The 15378-nt window shown below is 62.4% G+C and carries 14 protein-coding genes and 1 tRNA gene; 9 read left to right on the forward strand and 6 right to left on the reverse strand.

The genetic code is table 11. The annotated features are described in order from the left end of the window. Positions 1-18 precede the first annotated feature (18 nt). The 4 genes from ACI3L3_RS02685 to ACI3L3_RS02700 form a co-directional block, all read right to left on the reverse strand. Positions 19-1551, reverse strand: coding sequence for a hypothetical protein (locus ACI3L3_RS02685; protein ID WP_404843552.1), 1533 nt, complete (start codon positions 1549-1551; stop codon positions 19-21). Continuing rightward, positions 1548-1967 (reverse strand): terminase small subunit, encoded by a 420-nt coding sequence (locus ACI3L3_RS02690; RefSeq protein WP_404843553.1) that lies wholly within the window; start codon positions 1965-1967, stop codon positions 1548-1550. The genes ACI3L3_RS02685 and ACI3L3_RS02690 overlap by 4 nt, the downstream gene beginning before the upstream one ends. 602 nt (positions 1968-2569) lie before the next feature. Next, entirely contained in the window at positions 2570-3001 is a 432-nt protein-coding gene (locus ACI3L3_RS02695) for a DUF5675 family protein (protein WP_404843554.1), read from the reverse strand. Positions 3002-3061: 60 nt separating this feature from the next. Then, positions 3062-3526 (reverse strand): hypothetical protein, encoded by a 465-nt coding sequence (locus tag ACI3L3_RS02700; RefSeq protein ID WP_404843555.1) that lies wholly within the window; start codon positions 3524-3526, stop codon positions 3062-3064. 108 nt (positions 3527-3634) lie between these two features. Here ACI3L3_RS02700 and ACI3L3_RS02705 point away from each other — a divergent pair, with 108 nt between their 5' ends. The 3 genes from ACI3L3_RS02705 to ACI3L3_RS02715 all read left to right on the forward strand — a co-directional run bounded on the left by ACI3L3_RS02705 (position 3635) and on the right by ACI3L3_RS02715 (position 7907). Next, entirely contained in the window at positions 3635-3889 is a 255-nt protein-coding gene (locus ACI3L3_RS02705; RefSeq protein WP_404843556.1) for a hypothetical protein, read from the forward strand. A gap of 574 nt (positions 3890-4463) precedes the next feature. After that, on the forward strand, positions 4464-4802 hold the full coding sequence (locus ACI3L3_RS02710) for a hypothetical protein (RefSeq protein ID WP_404843557.1): 339 nt from the start codon (positions 4464-4466) through the stop codon (positions 4800-4802). Between the two features lie 531 nt (positions 4803-5333). Next, positions 5334-7907, forward strand: coding sequence for a putative bifunctional diguanylate cyclase/phosphodiesterase (locus tag ACI3L3_RS02715; RefSeq protein WP_404843558.1), 2574 nt, complete (start codon positions 5334-5336; stop codon positions 7905-7907). 596 nt (positions 7908-8503) lie between these two features. On the opposite strand, the gene ACI3L3_RS02720 is transcribed toward ACI3L3_RS02715, so the two are convergent. Next, positions 8504-8594 (reverse strand) — tRNA-Ser (locus ACI3L3_RS02720). A gap of 379 nt (positions 8595-8973) precedes the next feature. Here ACI3L3_RS02720 and ACI3L3_RS02725 point away from each other — a divergent pair. From ACI3L3_RS02725 to ACI3L3_RS02745, 5 genes are all read left to right on the forward strand, one after another. Continuing rightward, positions 8974-10098: an AMIN domain-containing protein gene (locus tag ACI3L3_RS02725; protein WP_404843559.1), complete on the forward strand. Its 1125-nt coding sequence runs from the start codon at positions 8974-8976 to the stop codon at positions 10096-10098. A 103-nt stretch (positions 10099-10201) separates the two neighbouring features. Next, a complete protein-coding gene (locus tag ACI3L3_RS02730; RefSeq protein ID WP_404843560.1) occupies positions 10202-10486 on the forward strand; it encodes a ferrous iron transport protein A in 285 nt (94 codons plus the stop codon). Positions 10487-10698: 212 nt separating this feature from the next. Beyond that, positions 10699-10938, forward strand: coding sequence for a ferrous iron transport protein A (locus tag ACI3L3_RS02735; RefSeq protein ID WP_404843561.1), 240 nt, complete (start codon positions 10699-10701; stop codon positions 10936-10938). Between the two features lie 3 nt (positions 10939-10941). Next, positions 10942-13131, forward strand: coding sequence for a ferrous iron transport protein B (gene feoB, locus ACI3L3_RS02740; protein ID WP_404843562.1), 2190 nt, complete (start codon positions 10942-10944; stop codon positions 13129-13131). A gap of 324 nt (positions 13132-13455) precedes the next feature. Continuing rightward, positions 13456-13953, forward strand: coding sequence for an RrF2 family transcriptional regulator (locus tag ACI3L3_RS02745; protein WP_404843563.1), 498 nt, complete (start codon positions 13456-13458; stop codon positions 13951-13953). A gap of 238 nt (positions 13954-14191) precedes the next feature. Here the strand turns inward: ACI3L3_RS02745 and ACI3L3_RS02750 are convergent, their stop codons facing one another. Then, positions 14192-14638 carry a Fur family transcriptional regulator gene (locus tag ACI3L3_RS02750; protein WP_404843564.1) on the reverse strand — a complete coding sequence of 149 codons (447 nt, stop codon included), beginning with the start codon at positions 14636-14638 and terminating at the stop codon, positions 14192-14194. A gap of 85 nt (positions 14639-14723) precedes the next feature. Here ACI3L3_RS02750 and ACI3L3_RS02755 point away from each other — a divergent pair, with 85 nt between their 5' ends. Then, positions 14724-15365 carry a cyclase family protein gene (locus tag ACI3L3_RS02755; protein WP_404843565.1) on the forward strand — a complete coding sequence of 214 codons (642 nt, stop codon included), beginning with the start codon at positions 14724-14726 and terminating at the stop codon, positions 15363-15365. Positions 15366-15378: the final 13 nt, after the last annotated feature.

The raw sequence follows: 15378 nt of genomic DNA on the forward strand, positions 1-15378 counted from the left end.
GTCGTGGTGATGCCCGCCTCAGCAGGCGTGGGTCTGCATGGCGCTCTGCATGCCGCTTTCGCCAACCTCGGCGTAGCGCTGGCGCATGCCGCCCCCCCGTACGGGGTGGGCAAAAGTCAGGGCCAGCGCGTCGGCAAGGTCGGGGCTGCGCAGGCCGCGCCGTTTCATGTCATCCTTGGACTCCAAAACAAGCCGCCCGGAACTGTCATAGGAGTACGACGGGGCCACGATGTCCGCGTGCAGGGCGTCATCGTCGGGAATGTCCGCCTGCGCGGCGTCCCCCAGCCACTGCCGCATCAAGCCCCACATCTCCGCGCGTCTGTTGGCGTAGCGCTCCGGCCTGTTGGCCCGGCTGCCAAAATTCACTGCGCTGACGCGGCCACTCAGGCCCATCTCGCGCAGGCGGTCCACCACCCCGGCGCCCAGCCCGCCAGCATCCACAAACAGCCGCGCCACATAGGGACGTTCACTTTCAAGGATGCGTACGCACTCCCCGGCCACCTGCATGGTGTCGCGCCGCACCAGCCGCCGCTGCCCAAAGGCCAAACGCCCCTGCCGGAACATCACGCCCGTGGCGTCATTGCCAAAGCGGGCGGGGTCTACGCCGCACACCACAGGGCCGCACCCTGCCGCGTCCGCCTTGCGCGCCCGCATCACCACCTCCGGGGCAATAAACGGCTCTACACCGGTAAAGCTAAACGCCTCCGCCGCCGTGGCCGGATACTCGCGCCGAAACAGCACCGCATCGCGCAGTTCCGCAATTTTGTTGCGCCGCCAGACGATTTGCTCCATGTCCAGCCCATGGGCGGCGCGGTACTGCTGTTCCTCGTCAGTGGGCACAAAGTCTTCGGGCACCTCGCGGCGGTATTCCGGTTGCCAAAACCACGGGATAAACACCGCCATAAACGGCGATTCCCCAGCCTCGGCCCGCTGCCACTCCTGATGGAAAAAATCGCCCATGCCATTGGCTGTGGACTCAAGCACCACCTCGGTGCCTTCGGCATCGGGCACGGTCTGGAGCATGCCAGCGGCGTGTTCGGCGGCGTTCTTCCAAAACGCCACCTCGGACCCGTGCAGATACTGGATGGTCTGGGAGCGGCCCGCGCCGCGTGCACCAGCCGTTGCCACGCGGTAGCCGGAATCAAGGCGGGGGAACTGCAGTTCACGCGAGTTGTCGTGCCCAAGGACGGGGCGTACTGCTGCGGGGCAATGGTCGTAGTAGCGTTTGACCATACCCAGCAGTCCGCGCGCGGCTTCCATCTCGTGCGCCATAACCAGCGCGTGGCAGCCGCGGGCGTGCGTCACCCGCCAAAAATACCGGGCCGCAACATAGGTGGAGCACCCCTGCTGTCGTCCTTTCAGAATCAGTGCCCGCACCCGCCCCGCGCTGTGGCGCTGGTCCTCAAGCCGCGCATGGAGGGTGCGCTGGGCCTTATTGAGCCGCAGGGGCGTCAGCCCGTCGCTCTTGGTCCGCACCCACAGACACCGCTCTGCGTAGTGCGGAAAGTCCGTTTTCAGGCGCCTGCGTATATTGCGTTCACGTTCTGTCATTCCAGTTCTTCCAGCCGCTGTTCATGTGTGCCGCCGGTCCGTGCCGGGTCGGCCTTGTCCGAAAACATCTGCAAATACTTGCCAAGCAGGCTCAGCGCTCTGTTGGCGTTGGAGGCGTCAAAACGGTACTCGCCTCCCTCTACCGCGCTGCGCCCTGCCGGCGCCGGGGCGGCCTGCATGCACCGCTCCGCCACTTCCTTCAGGCGCGCCGTCACCCACTGGCGCGTCACCGCGTCGTGCATGCGCGCGTCCTCCTGCATGGTGGTCACGGCCTGCGACACCCCAGAATGCCGCAGCAGACGCTTGCCCGTGGCGGATGCTGTACGCTCCGCATACCCGGCCTGCACGGCGGCCTGCTCCTCGTCCCCCAGCACGGCGTACGCCGCTGCAAAACGCTCCTGCCGCTTTGTGAGCATTGTTCTCCCTCATTCTTTCGTTTCCTCCGAATTTCCCGCCTGATGGGGTTTTCCTTGCCTGCCCCACTTGCAGCGCGCCGGAAAATCATCCATACTGAAAGTGCCTGGGACACAGGCGAGATGTGACGATCTTGAGAATGAACACAAGCAGTACGCGACGTCCCCGCCGTTCGGCTCTGCCGTCTCGGGGGGAGCACGCAGGGGGTAGCTCCCCATTACAAAAAAGTGCGTTCTGGATTACGTCATCCGCGGTGCTCCCGGGCTTTTTCATGCCCGTGGTCAGCCTGCGCGAATGCTCCGCCTTTTTCCCGCCGTATCAGGCCCTTTCAACGTTCCAGTTCTTCTGCTAGCACCTTCGTTCATCGGGGTGGGGCACATGTGCCATGTGGCACCACAAACCTAAATTTTCCGCCGCGGTATCAATGGCGGCGGCGCGCTCCTCATCAGCGAGCGTGCACATGCGTTCCTCCGTGCGGAACACGCGCTCGCACACGCGGCAGATTCGGATGCGAAACATCAGGTCATTGCCACAGTGTCTGGTCCGCAGCACCCGGGTCTTTCCTGCACAATCAGGGCAATACATGGCGTATCTCCTTGCCGCGCTAGTAGGCGCGGGTAATGGTCAAATGAAACGTCTCCTCCCCAATGGCCCGCGTCAGCGCCGCCAGCGCCCGGCGCGATGCCAGCACACCACGCGCCCCGCCAACACGGCCCACCCGCTCACCGGGCACAATGCATCCCGCCGTATCCGACGCGGTATTCCCCGCATGAAAGACAATCCCGGTACGCCCCGGCACGTCCTGCACGGCGTACACACTGCCGAACCGGGCGCTGTGGCGCCTGCGGCACAGGTACTGCCCGACGGGGATGCAGGACCGATTCACCGCGTTGGCGCGCTCCGGCGGCTCCAATGTGCAGCAGCACAGCCGCTTGTCCACACGCGCCACGCCAAAGGTCCCCTGCGCCGAGGTCTCCACCCGAATGAGCTCCACAACGGGCATGCGCCACATTGCGCCGTCATCCCGCTTTGCCATGCTGCCTCCCTGTCTGCGCCACCCGCGGTCCGTGCAGCGCGTATTGTGTCTAAACCGTTGTTAGAATCCGCACACCGGGTCCGCCCCGGCTGCATCGCCGCCTATGGCGCCACTGGCCCACGGGCACGCCGTCATGACATGCTCTGGCAGGGCATAATTGGCGTCGTCCCCGTCCTCGTCCTCCGGCATGCGCTCGCGCCACACGGCGCTCCGGGCATGAGCGCGGTTGAGGCGGCACACCAACTGCCGCGCGCCGCGCACCCACACCTGCGGGTCCGGCATGCTGCCACCAAACGCCGCAAACACCTCCGGCACGGCCAGCGTCAGCACCCCGCCCCCCGCCAGCCGAAGCCGATATGACACCGCTTCGCGCCCCGAAGCCGGGAGCACCGGCCATTGCCACGCCAATTCATCAGGCTCCGCCGCGCCGCAGCGCCGGACCAGCCCTGCGGCGCACATTTCGTACGCGCCGCCGGTGCCAGGCACGGGAACAAAGCGTAGCCCCCCTTTTCCATCACCTTGCATATTGCCTCCTTGCTAGGCGCATTTTGCCTATCACCAGATACACCACACCCGCCAATTAGGCGCTTATCGCCTATTGCAAGATGGGCGACTTCCTGCATAAATACACATATGCAAGACGCCATCTCCTTTACCCACGCCTTCCTCGACGCCATTGAGGACGCCAGAAAGACCCAAGGGCGCACCCATTCCGACATCGCACGGTCCGCTTTTCCGGACCTGCGCGACCCGGTGGGGGCCTATCGAAAAATTCGCAACTCCGGCCAATCACTCCGTCTGCCGGACGCCTTCCGCCTTGCCAAGGCTGTACATCAGGATTTCCCATCCCTGTGCTGGAAGGCCATGCAGGTCGCTGGCGTGTCCTAAGCTGTGGCGCGCAGCAGGTTTACCACTCCGCTCATCCACTGCCGTCCGCCTGCCGTCTGGCGGAGCCATCCTCACCCACCTGGCAGACACCGGACCGCCGCGCTTTTCATTCGCCGCCGCGCTCCTGCCCGCTGTATTCACTCTCCACAGTGCCGGGCCGCCACCTTTTCTGTGACGCATCATGCACCGGCAGCGACGACACCCACACAATAGATAACGCTATAGCCTCCGCAAAACGCATTTTTCTTTCCACACTCCCTCCACCATACAGCGCCGCCCCACTCACGCCGCACGGTCCCCGTTCTCTGCGCTCCTTATGTACAACGCCTACTCCATGCTATTCTCCAGCCATACACTGGGGACAGAACGCAGCGCAGGCGCTAGGCATAACAAAGAAAAAATAGTAAAGGGTAGAAAAAGCCCCATATGAACTCAAATTTGCAATTTTACAAGTAAATTTATATTTATAGCTCGACTGGTATAGAACAGTGCGTTAGCCATTGCCATCACAACAGAGCAAGGACGTTGCCACAGCAACGCGTATCAGTCGAACAACTGTCCATATGGAGTTTGTATGTGTACCGCATCTTCACCCACCTCAACCGATCCCATCACGTCCCTCTTCGAGATTGCCGACGCATTGCGCTATCTGCATGACACCTTGGGCACCGCCCCCGCCGACGGTGGCGGGCATCCTGGCGCCGCCGTCATCGCCGGCATGCTGAGCGACCGCGCTTCCACCATTGCCTCCACCCTGTGGGATATTGAGGAAGCCCCGGCAACAGAGGGAAAAACCAGCCAACCCTGTGCCACCCCCAGCCGCGGCACCATACTGCGCCCGCGCCCTACAGCCGGTAAACGATTGCCCACAGGCACGCACCGCTCGCGGTCTTCTCGCCACTTCAGCGCCTAACCACCCCTTGACAGCTAGGCAATTTACGCCTAGCTGTCAATACATGAAAACACATATTTTCAGCAGACGCTATTGCATCTACAGATCATGGGAAGACGCCGAGGCCCTGTGGCTGTGCATTGAGGACAGCCTTCCCTGCGGCGAAACGCGCTCTGAGCGCCGCCCCGCAGAGCGCTGCCCCCTGTTCCTGCCCAGCCCCTACCCGTGCCCGGACTGCCTCGACTGTTCGCCAACGCCCCCATACCAGACAATGCGCCTCCGCCCCGGCCTTCCGGCATCGGCTGACGCGCTGGTGTGCCGAGCCTGCGGACGCCGCGCCTCGCGCGTGGAACACGCGGCAGACATGGGGCGCACCCTTGAGGGCACCCCCCTTCCCCTCATTCTCCACAACACGTTCACGAGGCAGCACAGCCCACACCCCGCCCGGAAACAAGTTTCACATTGATGCATGACGGTGCCCGCGCACCCGTGGTACGATGATGAGCCGGAATCCGCCTGCGCGGATGCACCCTTTCTATGGAGTACTGCCCCATGCGCATCATCACAGCCATGTCTTCAGCGCGCCTTCCCGGACTTTTGGCGTGTGTGGCGGCTGCGCTGTGTACGGCGGGACTCGTTGCATGGAGCGTTGACCGCGACAAGGCGCACCGCTTTGCCACCCACGCGGCGCTCCTCACCCTGACCACCCAATTGGAGCACGTCACCTTCGAAGAAACCCTACCGCAGGACCGCATTCACGCCCTGCGCACGGAGCTGGGGCGCTTCATCGCCGAAGCGCCTCCCAAGGCGAAGGACGCTCTGCAACAGATATCCACAATGCTGACCCAAAGCGAAGCGAATCCGGTGCTTCACCCGCTCCCCAGAGCACGTTACCGCCGGCTCATCAGCCAAGCACAAAGCGCCCTTGCCGCATCTGCCCCAGAACCCACAGCGCCACTTCGCCGCGCTGTTGTGCCGCTCTTTCTCGGCTCTGCAACACTCTTGGCCGTCGGACTGGCGCTTCTTTCCCTGCTGCGGCCACCGGAGCACCCCCCAAAACCCGATATGCCCGACAAGCCGGAAGCCGCCCCAACAGAGAGCGACATGGAACAACACCGGCGCACCACCATTGCCGAAACCACGGAGAACCCATTCCTCTCCTCCCTGAAACTTGGGACGAATAGAGTCATCACCGTCTTCACCACCAACGACGGCGGAGCCACGTTCTTTTCCCCGGACGCCCCGGAAACAGCGCACCTGTTGTGCGCGTCGTCCAGCATGGACAGCGGCCCCTCCGGAGCCGCGCTGGACCTGGAAGCGCGCATCCGCGAGGTGTGGGAAAACGGCCTGCCTCTCATGACGTCCTTCACCACGGATACCGGCACCCACCCGGCGTACCTTTTCCGCCTTAGCACCGGCGATGTAGGCGTCATCCACAGCGACAACGCCACATGCCGCCTGCCCCTGTATGAAAAGATTTTTGAAAGCACGCTGGAGGGCATCGCCCTTATCAACCGCGACGGCACCATTGCCGCCGTCAACCCCGCATTCACAAGCATTACCGGCTACTCCGCGCAGGAGATTTTGGGACAGCTCGTTACCAATTTCCGCTGCCGCCTGCACGACGACGCCTTCTACCGCGACCTGTTCAACAGCATCCGCATCCACGGCCGCTGGGCCGGGGAACTGTGGGCGCAGCGTAAGGACGGTGAGGAATTCGCCCAGCAAATGAGCATCACCGCCATTTCCAACGACAGCGGCGAAACCACCCACTACACCGCGGTGTTCCACGACATCACGGACATCAAGCACAAGGAAGCGCTCATCACCCATCAGGCCTATCACGACGCGCTCACGGGCCTGCCAAATCGCCAACTGCTGACGGACCGCATGCAGCTTGCCCTGTCCCGCGCCAAGCGCCACCGCCTGCTGCTGGCGGTTATCTTCATCGATCTTGACAACTTCAAAACCATTAACGATAGCCTTGGCCACTCCACGGGCGACCTGCTCCTGCAGGCTGTGGCGCGCCGCGTGAAAACCATCCTCCGCAACGAGGACACATTCTCGCGCCTCGGCGGTGACGAATTCGTCATCATGCAGGAAGACTTGCAAGACTCGCGGCAGGCCGTGCTTCTCGCCGCGCGCGTGCTCAAAGAACTGGAAACGCCCTTCCAAATTCAGGACCGGCGGCTGTTTATCACCTCCAGCATTGGCATTTCCTTCTTCCCCAACGACGGCGCCACGCCGGACACCCTCATCAAGAATGCGGACCTTGCCATGTACAAGGCCAAGGAAATGGGACGTAACAACTACTGTCTGTTTACACCGGAGATGAATACCCGCGTGGTACGGCGGCTGTCGCTGGAGGGAAGCCTGCGCACCGCGCTTGAGCGCGACGAATTCTTCGTACTCTACCAACCCAAGCACGACACCATGTCCCTTGCCGTTACAGGCGCCGAAGCGCTTGTGCGGTGGAACAGAAGCTCCGAAGGCATCGTCAGCCCGGGCGAATTTATCCCCCTCGCCGAGGAGACCGGTCTCATCGTCCCCCTTGGCGACTACGTGCTGGAAACCGCCTGCGCCTCAGCGCAGGCCATCGTTGAGGCGGGGCACGCCCCCTTCCAGTTGTCTGTGAACCTCTCCCCCAAGCAATTCCAGCAGCATGGCATCGCGCAAAAAATTGACAGCATCCTTTCGCGCACGGGCTTCCCCGCACACTGTCTGGAGCTGGAGATCACCGAATCCATGCTCATCAGCGACCTGGATACCGTCATCAAAAAACTGTCGGAAATTACGGAGATGGGCATCCGCCTCGCCATTGACGACTTTGGCACCGGATATTCCTCCCTCAACTACCTGCGCCGCCTCCCCATCCAGTGTCTGAAAATCGACCAAAGCTTTGTCCGCGAGATTACCAAGGACTCCAGCGCCGCAGACCTTGTGGGCACCATGATTCTCCTCGCCCGCAACTTCAACAAACGCATCATCGCCGAGGGCGTGGAAACCAAGGAACAGTACAACTTCCTCCTCGCCAACCGCTGTGATGAAATTCAGGGATTCTACTTCAGCCATCCCCTGCGGCAACACGAGCTTGCCACCTACTTCCTGCGCGATATTCCTCTCTAGCATCGCCGTGCTCTGCCATTCCCGCGCCCACGCTCACCGCGCGGGCCTCTCATGCGCAGCGCATGAAGCCCCCCAGCACATCGCTGCCGGACGCCGCACGCGGCCAAAACGTAGCGAAACGCATCGCCCATCCCACACCCAAAGCCCCCCTAACGGCCCGCCCCGCTTTCAGGCGGACGCCCCGCGAAGTGAAGCATTGAGGAAAGACAAGCAGGGAAAAGACGAAAAGACAGAGAGAAAACAGCAGAGGATGTGGGCGCGCAGCGGAGCACACAGCGCCGTCACAGGGCAGACTTACTCGCTCGCCCCCCCCAGAGAAGGAGCCACGCAAAAATGGCAAGGATAACGAAGCACGCGCCGCGAAAGCGGCGAATTTCAGACTTACCGATGAGGCGCTTCATGTCTTTGGGAATTGCCCTACGGCAAGAGAACACCTGTCCCTGACGGAGCAAATACGAGGGGGCTGTGGAGTACATTGAAGGAAATCCTTCCCGTCCATTGGGAGACGGCTTTGCACTCCCGCACTGTACGAGGAGGGATTCTGGGGAAGCCCCAAAAAGAAAAACCCCCTGAATTTCAGGGGGTTCTGTTCACTATGGCGGAGAGGGAGAGATTCGAACTCTCGATAGGGTTCCCCCTATACACCCTTAGCAGGGGTGCGCCTTCAGCCAGCTCGGCCACCTCTCCAAGTGTGCACGCGGTGCGCGCTTTGGGTGCTCCATGCGGAGCGATGCCAGCGCCATTGGCGTCGGCTGACGCTTCAAATAGGTGTTTCCCGGCCTGTTTGTCAACATCAAATTTGAAAAATCCTCGCTAGCGCCCCAGCATTGTCCCACAAAGTCCCTCCGCCCCTGCGCGCCGCCAAAACAGCACGCGCCCCATTTTACCCAGCATATGTCGCCTCAAAAACCGCCTCGCCCCAGCATAATCGGAAAAAACGCCACTCACATGTCAGCAGAGCCAAGCTTCGGCAAAACCCCTTGCGCAAAGATGCAAAGCCGCTACAATGCGGACTATCCTTCCACCCGGCGCATGGCGTCAACACAGCAGAAGGACGGAGGAGCGCATGCAATGCAGTGAATGTGGATACGACCTTGTCATAGGCCTGCGGCACAAGGGGGTGAAGCGTCTTTTGTCCCTGCTGCCCGTCCAGCCGTACACCTGTCTTCGGTGCGGCAAGCGCAACTGGGTTGCCGGTGACAGCGCCGCCCCGCTGACGCGGACGCTAGGCCTTGTCATTCTGCTTGCCGGAATTGGCGCCGCCCTGTGGCACTCGGGCTACCTGCCCATCAGTGGCGAGGAGTTCACCGGCACAAACTCCGTACGGCGCAACGTTCAGCCCATGACGGCCACAAACGCCACCACAGTGCGCATGACGCCCCCCGGCGCGGAAAGCGTGCACAGCGCATCGGTCAACGCGGCCAAAGAAAGCCGCCAAACCGAAGCCCCCGCAACACGCGTCGCCAAGGCCGCCCCCCTACATGCCCCCGAAAGTGCCCCCATCCCCAGCCCGAACGCCGTGCTCAAGGACGCGCGCCCCAAGGTCGCCCCCGGCGCCACCCTCGCACAGCGCAGCGCCAGCCCTGCGCCGTCGTCCGCAGCAGCGGTGCCCAATCCGCACACCTTCACGCCGGACGCCGCCAACCCCAAACCCGCCTCTCCGCCCACGCCGGCGCCCGAGTCCGACACAGGACCTCCCGCCACTGCGGGAGGCGCCCAGCCCGGCACCGCGCCTGCGCCTCCCGTTGCAGCCGCTCCCCCAACAGCCCCAAAAACCTTGCCACCGGACGCCTTGCCGCAAAACGCCCTGCCACCGGAAGAGCCACTGGAGACCATCCCCGCCCCGCAGGTCGCTGAAGCCGCGCCGCCATCGCGGCCTGCAGTCGCGACACCCGTAACCTTTTCCACCTCCCCGGACGCCCTGCGCCTTACCCTGCCCACAACCCACGCGCCCGGCGACATCCGCACCTTTTCCCTTGGCGGGCCAAGCCGCTTCGTCATCGACGTACCCGGACGCTGGCACTACAAGGGCGACACCACCACCCACGTCAACACCGGCGGCGTCAAAAGCGTGCGCACCGGCGTGCACGCGGACAAGCTCCGCATGGTCATCGACCTCGCCAAACCCCTGCACAGAGCGCCCACAATCAGCGCAAACGGCTCCGGTCTGCACGTAACCATTCTCCAGTAATATCAGCCCTTCACGCCAAGCACCCCTACGATATCCCGACCATTTTGCTCTTTATTACACATGAGCACTTGACATTCATTATCAACGGGCATAGTTCCTAGGCATGTGGAAACGGAAATGCCATCGTCGGCGACACGGACGAACCCTGTGTGACTACCCCTGCGGAAGCCGGGTCGCCATTGCGGACATCCAAGGCTGTCCCAAGCTTCGGTGCAGGCTCCTCGCCATGGGGCTGACCCCGGGCACAGAGGCCGAAGTCTGCTCCCACGCGGCTGGCTCATGTTGCCTGCGGGTACGCAACAGCGACCTCATCCTTGGTGATGATATGGCGCAGAACATCTTTGCCACCCCGCTCTCCGGCCAGAAGAACCAGGTCTCTGCCTCCTAGCCGGGCACGTCTCCACCCTTTTGCTCTTGTACGGCGCTTAACCAGTATGGTTCAGCGCCGTTTTTCATTGCCCTGCGGGGCGAGGTGGGAATTTTTTCTCCCGCCTCTTCACTGGCGGTCCGACGCGTCTTAGTGTATAGCGGAGCCGGAAAAAATGAGAACGAATATCACCCTCACGCCGCACGGCGCGGGTGATGCTATAAGGAGACCCCATGGGCACCATCATCAATATGCGCCAGCTCAAGGTCGGCCAGAGGGCCATCATTAAAACCGTTGGAGCCAACGGCGAACTGGGCCGCCGCATCCGGGACATGGGTCTTGTTCCGGGCACGGAAGTTCAGGTCGTCGGCCGTGCGCCCCTCAGGGACCCTGTCGCCCTGCGCATGAAAGGCTTCACCCTCTCCCTGCGCAACAACGAAGCCGACCACATCACCGTGGACATCGTGGAGTAGCCCATGCCCGAAACCATTTCCATGGCCCTTGCCGGCAACCCCAATGCCGGCAAGACGACCATGTTCAACGCCATTACCGGCGCGCGCCAGCATGTGGGCAACTACCCCGGCATCACCGTTGAGAAAAAGGAAGGCTACGCCGACATCAACGGCACACGCTTCCACATCGTTGACCTGCCCGGCACCTACTCCCTCACGGCCTACACACAGGAGGAAATCGTCGCCCGCAACGTGCTGGTGGACGATAAGCCGGACATTGTCGTCAACGTGCTGAATGCCTCCGCCATTGAACGCAACCTGTACCTTGCCGTGCAGGTGATGGAAATGGGTATCCCCGTGGCCCTTGCCCTCAATATGATGGACGAGGCCCGCAAACACGGCATGACCATTGACGTCGGGCGCCTGTCCGAGCTGCTCGACATGCCCGTGGTGGAAACCGTGGCCCGCACCGGCGAGGGCGTTCCCGAACTGCTGACGCAGACCGCCGCCTACGCCCGCAAGCGCGATGGCCGCTGGACGCCGCTGACCATCTCCTACGGTCCGGACCTTGATCCCGTGCTCACGCGTATGACGGACCTCATTGAGGCGGAGTCCTTCCTGACCAGCCGCTACCCTTCGCGCTGGCTCGCCCTCAAGTACCTTGAAAGCGACGAGGAAATCCTCGCCGTGGGCCGCAGCGCCGATGAAGCCGTCGCCGCCTCCCTTGAGGAGATGACCGCCGAGGTCAGCGAGCACTGTCAAAAAACGCTCAGCACCTACCCCGAAGCCATCATTGCGGACTACCGCTATGGCTTTATCACCTCGCTCCTCAAGCAGGGCGTCCTGACCCGCAGCACGGACCACCAGCGCATTGATTTCTCGGACCAGCTGGACCGCGTGCTCACGCACCGCTTTTTCGGCCCGCTGGGCATGTTCCTTGTGCTGATGGCCGTCTACAAGCTCACCTTCACCCTTGGGGAAGTGCCCATGGGCTGGGTGGAGGCCTTTTTTGGCTGGATGTCGGACACCACGTCCGCGGCCCTGCCGGACGGCCTGCTCAAGTCGTTGCTGGTTTCCGGCGTTATCGACGGCGTGGGCGGCGTGCTGAGTTTTGTGCCGCTCATCCTGCTCATTTTTCTGTTTATCTCGTTCCTTGAGGACTCGGGATACATGGCGCGCATCGCCTATATGCTTGACCGGCTGTTTCGCATCTTTGGCCTGCATGGCTGCTCGGTGATGCCGTTTATTGTCTCCGGCGGCATTGCAGGTGGCTGCGCCGTTCCCGGCGTCATGGCCGCGCGGACCCTGCGAAGCCGCAGGGAAAAGCTGGCAACCCTGCTCACCGCACCGTTTATGACCTGCGGGGCCAAGCTGCCAGTATTCATCCTGCTCATAGGCGTCTTTTTCCCCGGCCATCAGGCCAAGGCGCTCTTTCTCATCACGCTGGCGGGGTGGGCCGCCGCCCTTCTTGTGGCGCGCATCCTGCGCGTGACCATTATCAAAGGCCCCAGCACCCCCTTTGTCATGGAACTGCCGCCCTACCGCTTCCCCACCCTGCGGGGCATGCTCATCCACACGTGGGAGCGCACATGGCAGTACATTAAAAAGGCAGGCACGGTTATTCTTGCCATTTCCATCCTGCTGTGGGCGCTTATGACCTTTCCGGGCCTGTCGGATGACCAGCAGGCCGCCTTTGAGCAAAAACGGCAGGACATGACGGCCGAGCTGGCCACCGTGCACGAGGACTCCTCCCGCGCCATGATTCTGCGCGCCAACCTACGCGGACTGGACGCCGAGCGCGACGAAGCCCGCCTGCGCGGCTCCTTTGCGGGACGTATGGGCACGGCCCTTGAGGGCATCGGCTCCCTTGCCGGGTTTGACTGGCGCGTGAACATCGCCCTTGTCGGCGGCGTTGCGGCCAAGGAAGTCATCGTTTCCACGTTGTGCACGGCCTACTCCCTCGGCGACGCCGCCGAGGAGTCCGGCTCCCTTGCCAAACGCCTTGCCGGATCGCAGGATTGGAACCCGCTGCGCGCCTCGGCGCTGATGCTCTTCATCCTGCTGTACGCCCCATGTTTCGTGACCCTCGTCGCCATCAAAGGCGAGGCCGGCTCATGGAAATGGGCGCTCTTCTCCCTTGGCTTCAACACGGCCTTTGCCTACTTCATAGCCGTTGCCGTCTATCAGGGCGGGCGCCTCGTAGGCCTCGGCTAGCTGACGCCTCGCCACAAATGCATAAAAGGCCTCCACCTCTCCAGGCGGAGGCCTTTTTCCGTCAGCGCGCTGACAAAGCGCATGTACCACAACGCGGGCACCCACCCTGTTGGGTTACAGCTAATAGTTGCGCTAGCATATCCATACCCCACAAGGATGCTTTCCAGCACCACTTCGCACCCTACTGGCTAAGTAGGACAACGCACCACTTGACGCCATTGCCGCTTTTGCATACGAAAAACATGCTCTATTGCATTGATTTTTTGCATTTTCCCTTTGGAGCTACTGTGCACCCCATGCCTCACCCCGTCCAAGGAGCCGACCATGCGCATTTCGACCCGAAGCCGCTACGGGTTGCGAATGGTGCTCGACATCGCCGTGAACGGTCAGTCCTCACCGGTCCGGATACACGATGTCGCTGCACGCCAAGGACTCTCGGTCAAGTATCTTGAAAAGCTCATCAGAATCCTCAAGGACCACGGTTTCATCCTCAGTAAACGTGGGCCGCGCGGGGGGCATATGCTTGCCCTGCCGCAAGAAGACCTCCACATCGGCAACATTGTCAGCGCCCTTGAAGGCGACCGGCACATCATCGACTGCACCGCGGACCCTCAGTGCTGTGAAGCGCAAAACAGCTGCCCCACCCGCAAGCTGTGGGACAACGCCGCGCGCAGCATGTTCGACACCCTCAACGCCGTCAGCGTTGCCGACATGGTAAAGGAAATCTCCCGCGCGGATGGCCTGCCCTCTGGTCCCGCAACAGACCCCACGCTTTCCGAAACGAAAATCGCCATGGCCGACCCCGTGGACGCCGCCAGCTAAGGCCGCTGCCACCTCTCCCCCTTCCTCGTCCCCGCAGCCTCGCCGGGGTCTTTGCGTTCGCCCCTGCGCCAAAGCAGCGCGACACTTCCTTGCGGATGTCGCTCGCACCTGGCGCGCCAACTCAAATTGAGGATATTTTGTCGATTTGACGCGGGACCGCATAAAAAAAGCGCCGCCTCGTAACGAAGCGGCGCAGTGTGGTCATATGGGGTACTGGCGTGGTGGCGCGGAGGGCGCGTTAGCCGTGTTCGGCCTTTTTGCTACGGCAATCCGCGCAGATGCCGTACAGGTACATCTCATGCCCGGTCAGGATGAAGCCGTGGGCCTCGGCCAGCTTTTCCTGCAACTCCTCAATGCGCTCATCCACCACGGCAAGGGCCTTGCCGCATTCCTGGCAGATGATGTGGTCATGATGGGAGTGGCCGTACTTGCGCTCGTAGCGGGTGACGCCGTCGCCAAAGTTCACTTCCTTGGCCAGCCCGGATTCCGAGAGCAGCTTGAGGGTACGGTACACCGTGGCCTGCCCGATGGACTTATCGGCCTTCTTGACGATAGTGTACAGGTCCTCGGAGGTATGGTGGCCCTTCTCCTCCAGAAAGATGTCCAAAATCAACCGCCGTTGCGGCGTCATTTTCAGGTTCTTTCTGTTGAGGTAATCGGAAAAAACTTCGAGCGCCTCTTTCATGCTACGTCCCCTTGGCATTTTTTCGCATTTATTCAAGCTAGAAGCATTCTGTCAAGCTGGCTGCACAACTCATACCGGAGCACTCATGAATCCCCACGCCAACTGCATCGACATCTCCCTCGCCCTTGGGCGCGAGGATGCCCCGTGGCCGGGGGACCCGGCATTCTCAACAACTGCTGCCGCAACATCGGATACAGGCGGCATCACGTCAAGCCTCAGCCTGTGCGCCCACAGCGGCACGCACATTGATACCCCGGCCCACATTCTGGATGGCGGCGCGCGCCTTGCGGACTACGCCCCGCATGATTTTTTCCTCCACGCGCTGGTGGTGGATATTCAGGACGCCCCGCACGTCGCCGCCCAGCACATCGCCGCACTGCCTGATGGCGGCCCGCAGGCGCTGCTCTTCCGCACGCGCAACACCCGAAACGGCCTCGCGCATCCGGGGCAGTTTTCACCGGACTTTGCCGCCTTTACGCCGGATGCGGGGCGCGCCCTTGCCGGGCGGGACCTGCGCCTTGTGGGCATAGACGCCCCGTCCGTTGACGCCGCCAGCGCCCATGACCTGCCGGTGCACCACGCGCTGCTCTCGCGCGGCATTCTGCTGCTGGAAAACCTGAACCTGCACCACGCCGCGCCGGGGCTGTACACCCTGTGCTGTCTGCCCTTGTCCATGCCGGACCTTGAGGCCTCGCCCGTCCGGGCGGTGCTGCTCCCCGCCACGTAACACAAAAAAGGCG

The sequence above is a fragment of the Desulfobaculum sp. SPO524 genome (genome assembly GCF_044987625.1).
GTDB lineage: Bacteria > Desulfobacterota > Desulfovibrionia > Desulfovibrionales > Desulfovibrionaceae > Desulfobaculum.

Excerpts from the sequence above, each read along its gene's own strand:
- ACI3L3_RS02685 (WP_404843552.1), bottom strand. The coding sequence starts at position 1,551 with ATGACAGAACGTGAACGCAATATACGCAGGCGCCTGAAAACGGACTTT.
- ACI3L3_RS02690 (WP_404843553.1), bottom strand. The coding sequence starts at position 1,967 with ATGCTCACAAAGCGGCAGGAGCGTTTTGCAGCGGCGTACGCCGTGCTG.
- ACI3L3_RS02695 (WP_404843554.1), bottom strand. The coding sequence starts at position 3,001 with ATGGCAAAGCGGGATGACGGCGCAATGTGGCGCATGCCCGTTGTGGAG.
- ACI3L3_RS02700 (WP_404843555.1), bottom strand. The coding sequence starts at position 3,526 with ATGCAAGGTGATGGAAAAGGGGGGCTACGCTTTGTTCCCGTGCCTGGC.
- ACI3L3_RS02705 (WP_404843556.1), top strand. The coding sequence starts at position 3,635 with ATGCAAGACGCCATCTCCTTTACCCACGCCTTCCTCGACGCCATTGAG.
- ACI3L3_RS02710 (WP_404843557.1), top strand. The coding sequence starts at position 4,464 with ATGTGTACCGCATCTTCACCCACCTCAACCGATCCCATCACGTCCCTC.
- ACI3L3_RS02715 (WP_404843558.1), top strand. The coding sequence starts at position 5,334 with ATGCGCATCATCACAGCCATGTCTTCAGCGCGCCTTCCCGGACTTTTG.
- ACI3L3_RS02725 (WP_404843559.1), top strand. The coding sequence starts at position 8,974 with ATGCAATGCAGTGAATGTGGATACGACCTTGTCATAGGCCTGCGGCAC.
- ACI3L3_RS02730 (WP_404843560.1), top strand. The coding sequence starts at position 10,202 with ATGTGGAAACGGAAATGCCATCGTCGGCGACACGGACGAACCCTGTGT.
- ACI3L3_RS02735 (WP_404843561.1), top strand. The coding sequence starts at position 10,699 with ATGGGCACCATCATCAATATGCGCCAGCTCAAGGTCGGCCAGAGGGCC.
- feoB (WP_404843562.1), top strand. The coding sequence starts at position 10,942 with ATGCCCGAAACCATTTCCATGGCCCTTGCCGGCAACCCCAATGCCGGC.
- ACI3L3_RS02745 (WP_404843563.1), top strand. The coding sequence starts at position 13,456 with ATGCGCATTTCGACCCGAAGCCGCTACGGGTTGCGAATGGTGCTCGAC.
- ACI3L3_RS02750 (WP_404843564.1), bottom strand. The coding sequence starts at position 14,638 with ATGAAAGAGGCGCTCGAAGTTTTTTCCGATTACCTCAACAGAAAGAAC.
- ACI3L3_RS02755 (WP_404843565.1), top strand. The coding sequence starts at position 14,724 with ATGAATCCCCACGCCAACTGCATCGACATCTCCCTCGCCCTTGGGCGC.